The following is a 16496-nucleotide window of genomic DNA, read 5'->3' as shown; positions in this document are numbered from 1 at the left end:
AGGGCCTCAGGTTCCGAGTTTGAAATCGATGGGCACCTGGACCCATCCATCGATGGCTTGAGTGCCGCGGCGGGCAGGTACAAAACTCCAATCAGCGACGGCTTCAGCGGCGGCATCGTCGAGCGATGGGTGTCCGCTCGTCGACGCGAGCGCGACGTGATCCGCCCGGCCGTTCGCGAGCACGTGGACCTTTAGCAGTACGGTGCCCTGCCAGCCCCGTTGCAGCGCGACGGCGGGATAGGCCGGCGCGGGGTTGCGCAGGTAAGCGGCGCCAAAGCCGGGTTCGGTTAGTGGTTCGGCGACCGGCAGGGGGCTGGGTGGTGCAATTGTCGAAGGCCCGGGTGTCTGCACAACCGACGTGTCCGTCGATGACTGCGCGGGTGCCGGTGCAGGTGTCGGTGAAGGCGGCTTCGCACGCGTAACGTCCGCGCTCGGCATGGCGCGTCGGGGTTCTGACACGCTGCGGTGCGCCTTCGCATCATTGAGGCTGCGCGTGGGTAATGACGTTCGCGGCCTCGGCGATGTGGGTCGTGCAGCATTCTCTTGGGAGAGTGCTGCAGGCTGCCGCATGACGCCCGGCGATTGAGGTATGACGTCTTGCATACTGAATTCGACGTCAAGCACGTGCGGCCTCGTCATTGCCGTGTCCGACATCATGGCGCGCTGCATCTCGACAACGACTAGTCCATGCGCCGCCAGCACGGCCAATACCACCACGCATAGACGTTTTCGCCGCACTTCGCCGAATACGCCACTGTCGCGCGGTAACTGTCGGCACATTGTGACGCCGCCCGCCGAGGTACCCATGGCACATTGCAATGCGGCCATGCGCCGCCGCGTCGCGGCCGTTCCGTTGCATGTCCAAGTGCTCATCCCTGCGACTCCCAACGCTCATGCTGATCGTGAACCAGTACGCAACATGTGTGCCGGTCGAGAGCGTGCGTGTTCTGTCTCACTGCGACGCGTCAGCTGTTGCAATCTGTTTGGAGACTGTCCTCGTTCGTGACACTGGTGTGCCATTTGAGGACATCAGGGACATCGGCTTTTCGCCAACGGTGCGTGGCGTGCGGCATCGAGTGCGAAGGCGTTGGCGATAGGCATCGATGTTGCTTTGAGCATGCACCTACCCCGCAACGGGACAAATAGCACGCCGGCGTAAAGACCGATGTGTGCACCGGAGGAGACAGATGAAGAAGCAGTATCTTGAGTGCGGGCGCACTCAGCTCGCACTCGCCATGGCCGGTGCAATGGCGATGATGCAAGGCGCGCCCGTAGTGGCGCAAACAGTACCCGTGCCGCTCGCTTCGCCGTCCACGCAGATCATGCCGGTGGTGACCGTCGTCGGCACGACACCCCTGACGGGTCTGGGCATGCCGCTTACCGAGATTCCGGCGGCCGTGCAGATCGTAGGCGCCAGGGAGATCGAAGCGCAACATCCGAATACGATCACCGACTATCTGGCGCAGAACGTCACGGGTGTGACGCTCAATTCCAGTCAGGGCAATCCGTATCAGCCGGACGTCAACTACCGTGGCTTCACCGCGTCGCCGTTACTAGGCACCCCGCAGGGGTTGTCAGTGTTTCAGGACGGCGTACGGATCAACGAGCCGTTCGGCGACGTGGTGAACTGGGACTTGCTTGCGCAGTCGGCGATCGAGCGTATCGAGGTGATGCCTGGTTCCAATCTACTCTTTGGCCTTAACACGCTCGGCGGGGCAATTGCGATCACGACAAAAAGCGGTCGGGACAATCCCGGTGGCAGCGTCGAAGTGGAGGGTGGATCATTCGGACGCCGAAGCGTGGTATTCCAGCAAGGCGGCCAGTACGGCAACTTCGACTATTTTGTCACGGCCAATGATGAAGCAGATCAGGGCTGGGCCGACCACAATCCGAGCCGGGTGAAGCAGTTGTTCGGCAAGGTGGGCTATACGGATGCGCACACCGCGATCGGGCTGAGCCTGACTGCCGCTGACAACAACCTGCAAGGAACACAGACCATTCCTCGCTCGTTCCTCGACAATCCGCGACAGGCGTATACCTATTCCGACGTCAACCAGAATCGCGCGATCATGCTGAACCTGACCGGCAAGCATGATTTCAGCGATGCGCTGCAGTTGTCTGGTAACGCGTACTACCGGCACTACAACAACGACAACACCAGCAGCAACGTGAACAACGATTACGGTTCGATCGACCCGCTAACAGGCCAGTTCGATATGACGACAGCGAACAATACTCGCTCGGTCATCGCTCAGGACAGTTACGGATTCGCCGTGCAACTGAGCGCCACCGGCAAGCTTGCCGGTATGAACAACCAGTTGACGGCGGGCGTGAGCGGCGATTTCGCCAACGCGCGCTTCTCGCAGTATTATCAGGACGCGCAGTTCACCGGTGATCGCGAGACCGTCGGTACCGACAACTACACGTTGCAGACAGATGCGTCCACACGCAATAGCAACCTTGGCTTGTTTGTGAGCGACACGCTTTCACTGACACGCACCGTCGCGCTGACAGCGTCGGCCCGCTACAACCACGCGAGCGTCAATATCGAGGATCTGACCGGAACGCAGCCGCTTCTCAACGGCTCACATAGTTTTTCACGCGTCAATCCTGCGCTCGGCATCACGTACAACCCGGTACCCTGGCTCACGGCCTACGCGAGTTACAACGAGGGCATGCGCACGCCAACGGCGATCGAACTTGCCTGCGCGGACCCGGCCGCGCCTTGCTCGCTGCCGAACGATTTTATCGCCGATCCCGCACTGAAACCCGTCATATCCCGTACCTTCGAAGCAGGTGCACGCGGCAACCCGACCTCGGCATTTCACTGGAGCGGTGCGTTTTTCCGTACCGACCTGCACGACGACATCGCGTTTGTCAGCAGCAACGGCGCGTCGTCCTCGACCGGCTACTTCCAGAACGTCGGGACCACGCGCAGGCAGGGGTTCGAACTCAATGCACGCGGGCAAACCGGGCCGCTCGCCGTCACCGCGAGCTACACCTATCTGCGTGCTACATATCAGAGTTCGTTTGTGGAGCAAAGCGCCAGCAACTCGAGCGCCAATGCACACGGTAACGTGACGGTGAATCCCGGCGACCGGATTCCAGGCATTCCGCAGAACACGCTGAAGTTACGCCTCGACTATGCGGCGACGTCCAAGTGGAATGTGGGTACAAACGTGCTGTATCGGAGTTCCATCTTTGCCCGCGGCGACGAAAACAATCAAGACGTGAATGGGCAGATCGCCGGTTACTTCGTCGTCGATCTTGATACGACCTATCAGGTCACCAAGCAGTTGCAGATATTTGCGCACCTGAACAATCTGTTCGACAAACGCTATGCGGACTTCGGGATCCTTGGGGAGAATTTCTTCAATGGGCCTGAGCACTCGTTTTCGGGCAACGACGGGACGAACGAGCAATTTCTCGGTATGGGAGCGCCGCGCGGCGTCTGGGTCGGACTGCGTTATGCGTGGAAGTAGGGTGGTGCGCGACTGGCCGGACATCGGCCGCGCGGCTCTCGCAGGACGACCCGGAACTCAGGTTGACCCGGAGCGGCCGTGCGGCTGCTCCGGGTATTGCCGGCTTAGAAAAACCCCAACGGCTTCTGGCTATAACTGACCAGCAGGTTCTTGGTCTGCTGATAATGGTCAAGCATCATCTTGTGATTTTCGCGTCCGATGCCCGATTGCTTGTAGCCGCCAAATGCAGCGTGCGCCGGATACGCGTGATAGCAGTTGGTCCACACACGGCCCGCCTGAATGCCGCGCCCCATGCGGTAAGCACGGGCGCCATCGCGAGTCCACACGCCGGCGCCGAGACCATAGAGCGAATCGTTGGCGATTTCCAGCGCCTCGTCTTCGGTCTTGAACGTCGTTACCGACAAGACCGGACCAAAGATTTCCTCTTGAAAGATGCGCATCTTGTTATGCCCTCGGAACACGGTCGGTTTCACGTAATAGCCTTGGCTGAGCTCGCCGGACAGCGAGTTGCGTTCCCCGCCGATCAGCAATTCAGCGCCTTCCTGCTTGCCGAGATCGATATACGACAGGATCTTCTCGAGCTGCTCCTGCGAGGCTTGCGCGCCGATCATTGTGCTCGGATCGAGCGGATGGCCTTGCTTGATCGCAGCGACACGCTTTAGAGCACGCTCGATGAAGCGGTCATAGATCTTCTCATCGATCAGCACGCGCGACGGACACGTACACACTTCGCCCTGATTCAGCGCGAACATCGCAAAGCCCTCAAGCGCCTTGTCGAAGAAGCCGTCGTCTTGATCCATCACGTCGGCGAAGAAAATATTCGGGCTCTTGCCGCCGAGTTCAAGCGTGACCGGGATGATGTTCTGGCTTGCGTACTGCATGATCAGACGGCCAGTGCTGGTCTCGCCGGTGAAGGCGATCTTCGCAATGCGCTTACTGGTTGCGAGCGCCTTGCCCGCTTCGAGACCGAACCCGTTCACCACATTGAGCACACCTGGCGGCAACAGGTCTTGTATCAACTCGATCAGCACGAGGATGGATGCCGGCGTCTGTTCGGCGGGCTTAAGGACAATGCAGTTTCCCGCGGCCAGTGCGGGTGCAATTTTCCATACCGCCATCAGGATCGGAAAGTTCCACGGGATGATCTGACCGACCACGCCAAGCGGCTCGTGAAAGTGGTACGCCACGGTGTCGCTGTCGATCTCCGAGAGCGTGCCTTCCTGCGCGCGGACGCACCCTGCAAAGTAGCGAAAATGATCGATCGCAAGCGGGATGTCGGCCGCGAGCGTTTCGCGGACCGGCTTGCCGTTATCGATCGATTCGGCGAACGCGATACGCGACAGGTTCTGCTCCATGCGATCCGCGATGCGATTCAGGATGTTGGCGCGGGTGGCCGGCGACGTGTCGGCCCACGCCTTGCGGGCACGGTGGGCGGCGTCGAGCGCGAGTTCGACGTCCTCCGCGGTTGAACGTGGGATCGACGTGAACGGTTCGCCTGTGATCGGCGTGACGTTGTCGAAGTATTCGCCGCGCACGGGTGGCACCCATTCGCCCCCAATGAAATTGCCATATTTTTTTGCGAACGGAAACTCGACGTCGAGAAACTGCATGTCTGCGTGGTTCATACCGCACTCCTCCAGAAGTTGTGTGAGCGATCCGACGAAGAGCGTTGCGATGCACGGACAGCGCTACTTCGCCGGTGCTCTTCATCGTGCGGGGTCAAACAGCGAGAACCATGCCATTGCGTTTCTCAAGGCCTTCAATGCCGGAGCCATTCAGCGCACTGGGTCACTGGCGCAAACGCGGGGCTGTCTGGAGGGTCGTGGTGAGCCATGTTCGTTGTCCCATTTAGCAACACATGTCGCGTTTTCTGTACCTCGATGCAACGCCGTGTTCGTCGTTCGCAGCGCATGGGAAACGTGCCCCCGCGCATCCCACGGATGCTTCACAGGGTCCATCGCGATGCAGGTCGCGATGGCACGCGATTTGCCTTGAAGGGTATGCAGTTTCTCTGCAAACACCAGGCGAAGGCGCCGCCGTACGGCACCGCGTCGACAACTCAACAGGAGACAAGGATGAAAACACGTTTAGCTTGGGCGACGCGACCCACGACGCTTGCGACGGGCGTCGCGGTTGCCATCAGTCTGGCATTTGGAGCGGTGGCTGCGGCGGCCGATTATCCGGCCGTCACATATGAGCGCTTGACAGCCGCCCAGAGCGACCCCGGTTGGCTCACTTACTATCGCACCTACAATGGCCAATCGCATTCGCCGCTCAAACAGATCGATACGGCCAACGTCAGCGGGCTCAAGCAGGTGTGGAGCTACAAGTTTCCTGCGAACCTGAAGCAGGGCTTTGAAGCGACACCGATCATCAATGGCCGGTTCATGTTCGTGACGACGCCCAAGGACAACGTATACGCGTTCGATGCCGTGACCGGCAAGCAATTGTGGAAGTACGAACCGAACCTGGGCCCGGAGTCATTCAAGACCGCATGCTGCGACGTGGTCAACCGGGGCGTCGCCTTGTACGGCAAGAATGTCTATGTCGCCATGCTGAGTGGTGATGTCGTCGCACTCGACGCGCAGACCGGCGCGGTGGTGTGGAAGAAGCAGATGTTCGAGCCGGGTCTTGGCTATGCGTTCTCGCTCGCACCGCTCGCACTCGACGGTGCGCTCGTGATCGGCAGTTCAGGTGGTGAATACGGAGCGCGGGGTTTCATAGCCGCATTGAGTCCCGGTGACGGCTCGGTGCTCTGGAAGCGTTTTACGGTGCCGGCGGCCGGAGAGAAGAATGCCGACACCTGGCCGAAGGGCATGCAGGACCATGGCGGGGCTCCCGCGTGGCTGACGGGCACCTATGATGCAGCGTCCAAAACGCTCTACTGGGGGGTGGGCAATCCGGGACCGTGGCTCGCCGACCTTCGCCCGGGCGACAATTTGTACTCTGACTCGTTGCTCGCGCTCGATCCGAAAACCGGCGATCTTAAATGGCACTACCAGTATACCCGCCACGACACCTGGGACTACGACGGCGTCAATACGCCGGTGCTCGCGACGATAAAGTATGAGGATAAGGACTACGATGCAATCATCCATGCGGATCGAAACGGCTTTTTTCACGCAATCGACCGTACTACGGGCAAGTTGATCTATGCCAAGCCGTTCGTGACCGCGAGCTCGGTCACCGGGTATTCGGCTGACGGCGCGCCAATCCAGGATGAATCAAAGTATCCGAAGGCGGGCACGACGATCGAGACCTGCCCGAGTTTCCTTGGCGGCAAGAACTGGTGGTCCGTTTCGTATGATCCGGAACGGCATCTCGCGTTTGTCCCAGCCCTGCATGCGTGCATGTCGCTGTCCGGCAAGTCGGTCAACTACATGGAGGGACTGCCTTATCTTGGCGAGGGGTTCGAGATTAAGCCGGAGCCGGGTAGCAAGGGTTATGGCGAGCTGCAGGCAATCGACGTCAACACCGGCAAGAAAGTCTGGAGTCACTGGACCAAGATGCCGTGGAACGGGGGCGTCGCGACGACGGCGGGCGGCCTAGCTTTCAGCGGCTCGCTCGACGGTCACTTGTATGCGTTCGATGAAGCCACCGGCAAGGTGTTGTGGCAGAGCCCGAAACTCGGCAGCGGGATCATTGCGCAGCCGTCGGTGTTTGAAGTCGACGGGAAGGAATATGTTGCGATCCTGACCGGCTACGGCGGCGCCAATCCGATATGGGGCGGCCCGATGGCCAAGGCAGCGGAAAAGGTGCCAGTGGGCGGCACGCTGTATGTGTTCGCATTGAATCACGCCTGATCGCCGAGTGTTGCCACGGCGTGCGGAGCATCAAGCGCGGACGCCGTGGCATCCGGGCACCTATCGGAAACATGATCATGAAAATTCGACTCAATTCCCTCGCACTCTGCGTGCTGATGACCTGTGGTGCGCTCGCGCCGGGCTTCGCGACGGCTGGCGTGCGCGTCTGCACGTTTCCGGGCAGTCCGTCCACGGCACTGGATCAGGCAGTTACCCGTGAAGCGTTCAGGACCGCGGGTATCGCGGCGTCGCTCGCTCCAGGCGGGTTCAACGGGAGCGACGACGACGGCATTTCGCTGAAGGAACTCGGCCGGGCGCTCGGCCATAGTTGTGATGTGATCGCCGGTTTTCCACGCTCGTCGGTTGCCGACGGAACGGGTAGCAAGTTGCATTTCTCTCAGGGCTACTTACGTTCCGGGTACGTCAGCGTAAGCATGAAAGATCTGTCGGGTAAACCGGCAGCCGCGACCGATATTGTTGCCGCTACGTACGCTAGTCCGGCGCAACTGATCGCCGTGCAGCAGCACGACGTGACGCTCGATCTCGAGAATACGCCGGAACTCACTGTCGACGCGGTGGCCAAGGGTCATGCACAGCGTGCGATTGTCTGGTATCCAGCCGTGGTCGCTTACTCGTTGGCCCACCCGCAGCGGCATTTCGCCGTCGCGGGCACGACGTCGCCCTATGCGGACTGGCAACTCGTCTTCGCGTTTGGACCGGGCCATGCAGCCTTGCAGCAACGAATTGACGCGGCGCTCGCCAAGATGACTGCGAACGGCAGGCTGGCAGCGCTGACCCGGCAATGGGCGATGCCCGACACAGCTCAGGCGGCGCTGCCGGTGACTGACCAGTTTGCCTATATGGACGGTCCGGTGCAAGTTGGCGGGTCCTCTGGCATAGCGCAAACAGGCGCGCGGGGTCTGGCTGGAGGCGGTGGTTTCATTCGCGTCGATGCGGCGGTGGGTGGCGACGTCCCAACCTTCAATCGTGCCCAGGTTGCGCACGGCAAGACCGTGTATGCCGGTGCCTGTGCCAAGTGCCACGGTGCGCAGTTGCAAGGGGTCAACGCGCCCGCGCTTCGAGGTCCCGCGTTTGCGCCAGCGGCCAACGCCCACCTTACCATCGGCGGCGTATTTGGCTATATGGCAAGCAACATGCCGGCGGATCGGCCAGGCAAGCTGAAGCCCGAGGACTACGCGGACCTCATGGCGTTCCTGCTGAACTCGAACGGCTACAGCGCGGGAACGACCAAGCTGACTGCAGACAGCGCGAAAGTTTCAACGACACCCCTGAATGCGGGTACGTCGCATTGAGCATGCGGTTATCTGCAGCGGCGAGATCGCGAGCGGCCACATGCCGCTCGCGAAATACTGTCGCGCAATGTCGCTCAATGCGTACGCGCGACGTGTACCATTTTTTCCAGGACTAAAAGTCATGAGTTCAACACGCAGAATATTCCTTGCAAGAACCGCCGGTCTTTGTGCGGGCCTCACCTGTTATCGGGAGTTGCTCGCGTCCCAACCGCACTTGACTGAAAATGATCCGGCAGCGCAGGCGCTCGGCTACAAGGCGGACGCGGCAACAGTCGACCGGGCTCGATTCCCGAAGTATCAAGCTGGCCAGAATTGTGCGACCTGCCAGTTTTTCGGTGGGAAGCCGGGAGACGCATTTGGGGGATGTCCGATGTTCGGCACAAAGGATGTTGCCGCGAGCGGGTGGTGCAACGCCTACAGCAAACGCACCTGACGGCGGACCAGAACCCCGCTTTTCGTGCAGTCGCGACGGCGGCGGGGACTGTGCGGTCGATGGTGATTCGATTGGGATGGGCGACGCTATTCAGCTATGCCCTTGCTCCGCATGATGGCTACTCACGCTGCATATTGGAACGTGGAACGCACGCCGAGAAAATCTTCGGCGATTGCATGGCTATCCAATGCGCAGTGAGTTTTCCTTGCTACGGAAAATCAGCGGTTGCACATTTTCATCACGCACCGGACGTCGTGCGAGCATGACCACCTGTTCGATCTTGTCGTGATCTGCTGATTTCGAGCAAACCGGATCGGCTGCCGCAGCATCGCCTGTCAGCAGATACGCCTGGCAGCGACAGCCGCCATGATCGACCGAACGTTCGTCGCAGGTCTTGCATGGCTCACGCATCCAGCTATCTCCACGAAACGCATTGAAAGCGTCGCTTTCGTACCAGATGTGAGCCAGCGACGCGTCGCGCACGTGGGGCAATTCCAGACCCGGCAGCGAGCGCGCTGCGTGGCACGGCAGTGCGGTTCCGTCCGGGGCGATGCCGAGAAATACCGAGCCCCAGCCGTTCATGCATGCCTTAGGACGCTCCTCGAAATAATCAGGCACCACGAACAGAATGCGGCAGCGATTGCCCAGGCGCTCGCGGTATTGATTGACAGTCGCCTCGGCTTCACGCAGTTGCTCACGCGTCGGCATCAGCTGCTCGCGATTGAGCATGGCCCAGCCGTAATATTGGGTGTTGGCGAGTTCCAGGTAGTCGGCTTCCATCTCGAGCGCCATGTCGATGATTTGCGCGACGTGCGGCAGGTTGTAGCGATGCAGCACGCAGTTCAACACCATGGGGTAACCGCGCTGCTTGATCAGGCGCGCGACGCGTTGCTTCAGCTCGAAGGTCCGGGTGCTAGAGACGAAATCGTTCAGCTCGCGTGTAGAGTCCTGAAACGACAACTGGATATGGTCGAGGCCCGCCTCCTTCAGACGTGCAATCCGTGTCTCGGTCAGTCCGACACCAGAGGTGATCAGGTTGGTATAGAAGCCGATTCCACGTGCGTGGGCCACCAGCGTTTCGAGGTCGTCGCGCACCAGTGGCTCGCCGCCTGAGAAGCCGATTTGTGCGGCACCCATCTTGCGCGCCTGAGTGATGACATCGCGCCAGGTGTCCGTGTCGAGTTCGGCGGTTTGGTGGGCAAAGTCGGTCGGGTTATAACAGAACGCACAATGCAGCGGGCAGCGATAGGTCAGCTCGGCGAGCAACCACAAAGGCTGGGAAGGACGGATGCTATCGGTATTCATATCAGTCGAGCCAGCCACGTTGACGTGCATGATCGATGAAACGGTAGACATCGGCGGCCAGATTCGATGCGCCGAACAGATCCTCCAGTTCATCGATGATGTCGTCCAGTTCGCGTGTCCCGTCGCAGCGCGCGAGAATTTCGCCTGCGCTCGGATTGAGTTTGACCATGCCTTCCGGATAGAGCAGCACGTAGGCATCCTGTGTAGCTTCCCACTGCAGCCGGAACATGGTCCGCAAACTGGGGAGGGATTGGGCGCCGTTGCCGGCGTTCAGAGAGCTCATGCCGGGTAGGCCTTTTCGATTGCATCGAGCATCGACCACAGGATGTCGAGCTTGAAGTTAAGGATGTCGAGCGCACGCCGTTGTGCTTCCGGCGTGCGGAAGTAGTTCAGCGTGACGTCGAGTCCGTGCTCGACGTCGCGCTGGGCAAGTGGAATGCGGCTGCGGAAATACTGGAGCCCATCCGTATCGATCCACGGGTAGAGCGAAGGCCACCCGGCCAGGCGGTCGCGGTGAATCTGCGGCGCAAACATCTCCGTGAGCGATGAACACACGGCTTCCTGCCACGGCGCACGCCGAGCGAAGTTCACGTATGCATCGACTGCGAAGCGCACCCCTGGCAGCACGTAGTCAAGCGACCACAAGGCCTCGCGCTCGAGGCCGACCGCATCGGCCAAACGCACCCATGCTTCGATCCCGCCAGCATCGTCACCCGTACCGTCGTGTTCGAGCAGACGTTGGATCCACAGCCTGCGCGTGTGCCGGTCCGGGCAATTCGAGAGGATGGATGCGTCCTTCAACGGAATGTTGATCTGATAGTAGAAGCGGTTCGCGACCCATCCGCGGATCTGCTGCGGCGAACACTGGCCGCTGTTCATGCGCATATTGAACGGATGATGAATGTGATAACGCGCGCCAAGTTCGCGCAGGCGTTCTTCAAACTCGCTCGCCGGCCACGGGGAGGCTTGGGGGATGGCGATGTGCAGGGGTGCGTTCATGGCTAGACCTGAAAATGCATTCCATCGCACGCAACGTCGATGCCGCGGATGCGTAGCACGGCATATTCGGCAGAATGCGGATCGAGAATCGGGTTGGTATTGTTGATGTGAATCAGCACCTTGCGTGTCGCGGTGGGAAGCGAGTCGAGCAACTGGACCATGCCTGGCTGGCCGTCATGTCCGCATTGGGCAAGATGACCCATGTCGCCGGCGTGCTTCGTCGACAGGCCTAGATCGATCATTTCGGTAGCAGTCCAGAATGTACCGTCGACGAGCACTAGCTGGGCCGAGCACATCGCTTGACGCACAGCATCAGATGCGCTGGCCAGGCCTGGCGCATAGAACGCCCTTGCACCGGTGGCTTCGTTTTCGATCAGCAGCGCGATGTTGTCGCCGGGCGCCGCTTCAGTGCGCCGTGGCGAGTAGGGTGGGGCCTTGCTATCGATCGGAATTGCTGTAAAACGGATGCCATTCAACGGTGCGATCACGAAAGGTTCATCGAGCGTAATGGCATGCTGTTCCACGCCACAGTAGTGCTCAAGCAACGGCATGAGTGGCAAGCCGCTCGACAGATCGGCGAGCACGGGGGCACAGGCATAGATCGGCAGTGCAGTGGAGCGCTCGCGCAGCATCAACAAACCGGTGACGTGATCGATCTGAGCGTCAATCAACAGCACCGCCGCTATCCCTGTGTCGCGAATCGAACGGTCAGGTTGCAGCTCGGGATGCGCGCGCAGTTGAGCAAGCAAATCGGGTGATGCGTTGATCAGGATCCAGTCGATGCCGTCCTCGCTGATTGCAATTGACGATTGCGTGCGTGGCGTGATGTCGCCAGTCCCGTCGCGAGCGTGGGTGCAGTTAGCGCAATTGCAGTTCCATTGCGGCAACCCACCGCCTGCCCCGGAGCCCAAAATCTTGATCTTCATAAGCGATGCTCCGGGCGCCCCCACGCTGCGTCATCATCGGCAGCGGGCGGCGCTTTATCGTTGCTTCAGCGGTTGGCGATGTACATCGTGATTTCGAAGCCGAAACGCAGGTCGGTATAGGCGGGGGTGATCCAAAGCATGGCTGTCTCCTTGAAAACGCTTGTGAATGAAAAACCGCAGTTGGGAAGCGGTCACTGCATTCAATGCAAGGTCTGTGCCGGGCGTGGCAAGCGGTGTTCGTAACGCTTGATTTCCTGCTCGGATGGTGCGTTGGTCCGAAGGAAGAGTTGGAGGGCTGCAAGCGTGCGTCGCGTCGCGTCGATCCGGGGAAACTCGCCGCGATACGTGGCCTTCGCGGTGTTCAATTTCAGCGCACCGGTGTTGCAAAATGACACACGTGAAGCAGATTCCGGCGAGGGGATTCTCGTTCAATCATCGGCGCAGGGCGGCGCCGGCATCTTCCTGTAGATGGTGTTGCGCGAGATGCCGAGCGCGCGCGCGGCGGCCGACACATTGCCGTGGTGCTGGGCAACGGCAGCGGTGATCGCATAGACGGCAACGTCCTGGAGACGTGCGCTTTGCCGCGCCACGGTGTCGATTGTCTCCGGCGGCGTGGTACCTGCATTGTCGAGGTCGTCGAAGAAGTCGTCTGGCAGATGTTCGTGCCGGATTTGACCGTCGGCGTCGACCATGGCTGCGGCGGTGCGTAGCAGGTTGCCGAGTTGACGGAAGTTGCCGGGCCACGCGCATTGTTTGAAGAGAGTCATCACTTCACTATCAACGCTCAGGCTGACTCCGTTAGCGCCGCCGAGTGACTCGCACTGAAGCATCTTCTGAATCACTGACGCTAGATCTGTTCGCTCGCGCAGGGGCGGCAACTTCACCACCAATCCATTCAAACGGTAGTACAGGTCTTCACGAAAGCGGTTCTGGGCGATCATCTCGCGAAGATCGCGATGGGTCGCGCAGACGATTGCGATGTCGACCGGGATTGACTTGGCCGAGCCGAGCGGATTGACGAGACGTTCTTGCAGCACCCGTAGCAGGCGCACTTGCAGTGGATAAGGCATGTCGCCAATTTCGTCGAGAAAGAGCGTGCCGCCATTGGCCTGCAGCAGCTTGCCGACAGCGCCTTTGCGCCGCGCGCCGGTGAAAGCGCCTTCCTCATAGCCGAACAACTCGGATTCGATCAGGCTTTCCGGAATCGAGGCGCAGTTTACCGCCACGAATGACCCTGAGCGGCGTGGCGAATCGTTATGTATCGCCTGGGCCAGCAGCTCCTTGCCCGTTCCGGTCTCGCCGGTGATCAGGATAGGAATGTCCTTGCCAATCACCTTGCGCACCTTGGCGATGACGTTGGCCACCTGCGGGTCGCCAGTGTCCAGGTAGCTAAGTCTCGAAAGCGCACCGGCGGGAGCGGTTGCCTTCGGTGTGCTGAGAGCCTGCGGCCTCGCCTCGCTGGTCGGCCTGGGCGACCAGCCGCCGTCGACAAGCACGGCGCGCCGAAATTCGACGTTCGCGCAGACGACCGCGCCGGTGTTCAGGTTCAGCGACAGATGCTGATCCCGGTTTGCTCGCAAGCGGTCGATCAACTCTGCACTGCTGAGGCCGAACAACGACGACAGCGTGTGAGCGCGCAAGGCCGTAAGCGGCAGTCCCAGCTGGAACTGCGCACTGCGATTCGCGGACAGAAAACGTCCGTCGCAGGTAAATGCAGCGATACCCTCCATCAATGTGCCGAGAAACTCTGCGCGGCCATGAAAGGCAATCTGCAATGTCTCGCGAAAGGTATTGGTGAACAGATGGTTTTCAATCATCTGCGCTGACATCTTCGCGAGTGCCATCGTGTGCTGGTGGTAGCTGCGATGATCGCCCGTCACGTCCAGCACGCCGATCAGGTCACCGTACGGACCGAGGATCGGCACGCTGGAACAGGTCAGAAAACGGTTTGCGGCCAGGTAGTGCTGCGCGCCGTGTACGACGGTCGGGCAATGTTCAGCAATGGCGGTGCCGATCGCATTGGTTCCTTGCCGCTCTTCCGCCCAGTTCGCGCCGGGACGTAACGCGACTTTCTCGGCCCTCCGCAGGAAATCATCGTCGCCAATCGAATGAAGAATCAGTCCCTCGGCATCGGTCAATACGATCACGTTTTGAGTGTTGACGATCTGCTCGTGGAGCGATTCCATCACCGGGGTGGCGTGTGCGCACAATATGCGGCTTTGCTCAAGCTTCAGGACAAGTTCGGCAGCAGGCAGTACATCGTAGTCTGGCCGCATCAATGCGCTCAAACCGAAGGTCTCAGAGCGTTGGTGTGATTTCTGGATTGATGGCGTAAGCCATTCGGCTTCATGTTGTACTAATGGCGTAGCGGCGTGATTGGCATCATCGCGCATTGTCTCCTCCTGCTCGTTGGGCTCCGGTCGTCTCGCCGGATATCATAGGCACAACTTAAAGCAAGTCCTGCGCCAATGCGCATTTGCGGGACTCTTCATAGGGCGACCCCTCGTTGTCATTGCATGTTGGCCCACTACCGAGCGTTTCAATTGACGCAGGTCAATTGCTCATGCATCGATCCCAACTCGCTGTAGGCGCCTAAGCGTTTACCCGCTTGACCACGCGCGAGTCGCCCCGTTTGTCAAAGTAATCGGGTGCACCAGGCCAACACGATGTGCCGACAGCGGGAAAATCGATTTGACCGAGGCACGAACCCGGACGTATTCGTCGTTAATCTTGATGCTCGGCGCGTGGCTGGCGAGTGCTAGCGACTTGGTGGCCGACGAGTGCGATCGTATGCGGCTGGTCGGGTGCGAACGCCTTCAGGTGATGCAGCACACGTGCGCCTGTCGGCATCCCGAGGCGCCCCTGCGGACAACCCGATCAGCGCGCACTCTCATAAGCACGCATCGTTAGGGACCCGGTCTTTGGCGGGAATACACACCACGCACCGTCAGCGTGCTGAAAGAAAAAAATAGCAACAGCGCCTTCTTTACGAACTGTCTCAACGCAAACACAGCGTTCATGACTGGGAGGTTTGCGACTGAATCGGGTTACGCGAACCGACGTCGCCGCGGTTAGCGTAAACCATTTTTCGACCAGCAAGCGCAGTGAGTGTTCTCCGATATTCATTTTTTACTCCTTCGGCATTGCGTGTTGATGTGGAACGCCGCTTTGCGCTCACCCAACACTCGGCTTTGGTGACAATGAGATCAGGCTTCTCGCATAGTTCGCACTTGGGGTCAGGCGGGTGCGAAGAAGATCGCGCAGACTTCGTTTGGCAATTTCTAATTCAGGAGAACCGGGTCGTGCGAACGGCATCGGCGAAGCGCATGAATGATGCGATGGACCCGACGATGCTCTGGTACTTCTCTCGGCCAACCTGCCCGTCGAGCGTGACCAGCATGCCGGCATTACGTGCAAGCGCGAGGATTTCATCGGACTCGCCGCTTGTTGAGTTTGCATCGCGCTGCCCTGCGGGTGCAGCGACAGAATCGGCAAAAGTGGGGTGGTTAAACATGGCCAATCTCCTTACAACGTCCGGTGACGGGAACAAGTCATTGGAGGTGCCTATCCATGACCTAAGTATCGTTCGCCGACATCGAGAATAAAATCAGGCAGCGCTGGATTTCGTGTAAGCGATCGGGCAGCCGTGTCAGTGTTTTCCTACAGTCACCGCCACCGCGTCTCCGTGTGGAATTAAGAAGGAAACGGTGGCGCACATGGGGTGCTTTTTACCGCGGTTTTGCCAAAGGCGTTTTCGCAAGCGCTCGGCATGCGCGGCGCGGTGGCACGGTCTCCCTGAACGGCCTGCCGCCCGGCCATTTTCGACGTGGTATTGGGCGGATTCACCGTACGTGGATCGATTGTCGGTACCCGGCTAGATTTGCAGGCGCTGCTGATCTTCGGTGATGAGGGCAAGGTCAAAGCCACTGTATCAACCGATAGGCGGAAAAATATCAACCACGTATTTTCGCGGATGATCGAGGGTGATATCGAAGGCCGGATAGTGCTGGATTTTTATCCTGGAGTGGGCAATGGAATGCAGAGGGGTTGAATTCCCTCTGCGATTCGTTGGCACGTAGATACATGCGCTCAATCACTGCACTCAATTAAATCGAATCAGCCCACCACGAGAAAACCGGTGTCGGCGTTGACAGCCGAGCCCGCAGCCTCATGCCGGCGTTGCTGCGAGCACAGCCGCGATGCTCCCCGATCTCCTCGATCGTGACGTTGATCGT

Annotated in this window: 13 protein-coding genes and 2 pseudogenes; 5 read left to right on the top strand and 10 right to left on the bottom strand. The window is 59.8% G+C overall.

What is annotated here, in order from left to right:
* Positions 1–6 precede the first annotated feature (6 nt).
* On the bottom strand, positions 7–873 hold the full coding sequence (locus ACSQ83_RS15550; RefSeq protein WP_436228765.1) for an energy transducer TonB: 867 nt from the start codon (positions 871–873) through the stop codon (positions 7–9).
* 314 nt (positions 874–1187) lie between these two features.
* On the opposite strand from ACSQ83_RS15550, the gene ACSQ83_RS15545 reads away from it, so the two are divergent.
* Entirely contained in the window at positions 1188–3482 is a 2295-nt protein-coding gene (locus ACSQ83_RS15545) for a TonB-dependent receptor family protein (protein WP_436228764.1), read from the top strand.
* Between the two features lie 104 nt (positions 3483–3586).
* Here ACSQ83_RS15545 and adh read toward each other — a convergent pair whose 3' ends face one another.
* Entirely contained in the window at positions 3587–5107 is a 1521-nt protein-coding gene (adh, locus tag ACSQ83_RS15540) for an aldehyde dehydrogenase (RefSeq protein WP_436228763.1), read from the bottom strand.
* A gap of 450 nt (positions 5108–5557) precedes the next feature.
* Between adh and ACSQ83_RS15535 the strand changes: the two genes are divergently transcribed.
* The 3 genes from ACSQ83_RS15535 (at position 5558) to ACSQ83_RS15525 (ending at position 9031) form a co-directional block, all read left to right on the top strand.
* Positions 5558–7285, top strand: a complete 1728-nt coding sequence (locus ACSQ83_RS15535) for a methanol/ethanol family PQQ-dependent dehydrogenase (protein ID WP_436228762.1) — start codon at positions 5558–5560, stop codon at positions 7283–7285.
* A 77-nt stretch (positions 7286–7362) separates the two neighbouring features.
* Positions 7363–8598 (top strand): c-type cytochrome, encoded by a 1236-nt coding sequence (locus ACSQ83_RS15530; protein WP_436228761.1) that lies wholly within the window; start codon positions 7363–7365, stop codon positions 8596–8598.
* Positions 8579–9031 (top strand): high-potential iron-sulfur protein, encoded by a 453-nt coding sequence (locus ACSQ83_RS15525; RefSeq protein WP_436228760.1) that lies wholly within the window; start codon positions 8579–8581, stop codon positions 9029–9031. Before ACSQ83_RS15530 ends, ACSQ83_RS15525 begins: the two co-directional genes overlap by 20 nt.
* A 180-nt stretch (positions 9032–9211) precedes the next feature.
* Here the strand turns inward: ACSQ83_RS15525 and pqqE are convergent, their stop codons facing one another.
* From pqqE to ACSQ83_RS15485, 8 genes and pseudogenes are all read right to left on the bottom strand, one after another.
* Positions 9212–10336 (bottom strand): pyrroloquinoline quinone biosynthesis protein PqqE, encoded by a 1125-nt coding sequence (pqqE, locus tag ACSQ83_RS15520; protein ID WP_436228759.1) that lies wholly within the window; start codon positions 10334–10336, stop codon positions 9212–9214.
* A gap of 1 nt (position 10337) precedes the next feature.
* Positions 10338–10619: a pyrroloquinoline quinone biosynthesis peptide chaperone PqqD gene (gene pqqD, locus ACSQ83_RS15515; protein WP_436228758.1), complete on the bottom strand. Its 282-nt coding sequence runs from the start codon at positions 10617–10619 to the stop codon at positions 10338–10340.
* Complete coding sequence (pqqC, locus tag ACSQ83_RS15510; protein WP_436228757.1) at positions 10616–11335, bottom strand: pyrroloquinoline-quinone synthase PqqC; 720 nt, start codon at positions 11333–11335, stop codon at positions 10616–10618. Before pqqC ends, pqqD begins: the two co-directional genes overlap by 4 nt.
* Positions 11336–11337: 2 nt before the next feature.
* Positions 11338–12261 carry a pyrroloquinoline quinone biosynthesis protein PqqB gene (pqqB, locus tag ACSQ83_RS15505; protein WP_436228756.1) on the bottom strand — a complete coding sequence of 308 codons (924 nt, stop codon included), beginning with the start codon at positions 12259–12261 and terminating at the stop codon, positions 11338–11340.
* A gap of 65 nt (positions 12262–12326) precedes the next feature.
* The gene (pqqA, locus tag ACSQ83_RS15500; RefSeq protein WP_436186990.1) at positions 12327–12401 is read right to left on the bottom strand and encodes a pyrroloquinoline quinone precursor peptide PqqA; all 75 of its coding nucleotides are present in this window, start codon (positions 12399–12401) and stop codon (positions 12327–12329) included.
* A 288-nt stretch (positions 12402–12689) separates the two neighbouring features.
* Complete coding sequence (locus ACSQ83_RS15495; RefSeq protein WP_436228755.1) at positions 12690–14654, bottom strand: sigma-54-dependent Fis family transcriptional regulator; 1965 nt, start codon at positions 14652–14654, stop codon at positions 12690–12692.
* 273 nt (positions 14655–14927) lie between these two features.
* Positions 14928–15114 (bottom strand): annotated as a pseudogene (locus tag ACSQ83_RS15490) (MBL fold metallo-hydrolase); the annotation flags it as partial.
* A gap of 433 nt (positions 15115–15547) precedes the next feature.
* Entirely contained in the window at positions 15548–15775 is a 228-nt protein-coding gene (locus tag ACSQ83_RS15485; RefSeq protein WP_436228754.1) for a hypothetical protein, read from the bottom strand.
* Positions 15776–15967: 192 nt separating this feature from the next.
* Between ACSQ83_RS15485 and ACSQ83_RS15480 the strand changes: the two are divergent.
* A pseudogene (locus ACSQ83_RS15480) lies at positions 15968–16312 on the top strand (zinc-dependent alcohol dehydrogenase); the annotation flags it as partial.
* Positions 16313–16496: the final 184 nt, after the last annotated feature.

The organism is Caballeronia sp. LjRoot29 (assembly GCF_964252755.1).
Lineage (GTDB): Bacteria > Pseudomonadota > Gammaproteobacteria > Burkholderiales > Burkholderiaceae > Caballeronia.
Note: the sequence above shows the minus strand (reverse complement) of the source record. Positions and strands in the feature narration are given on the sequence as shown.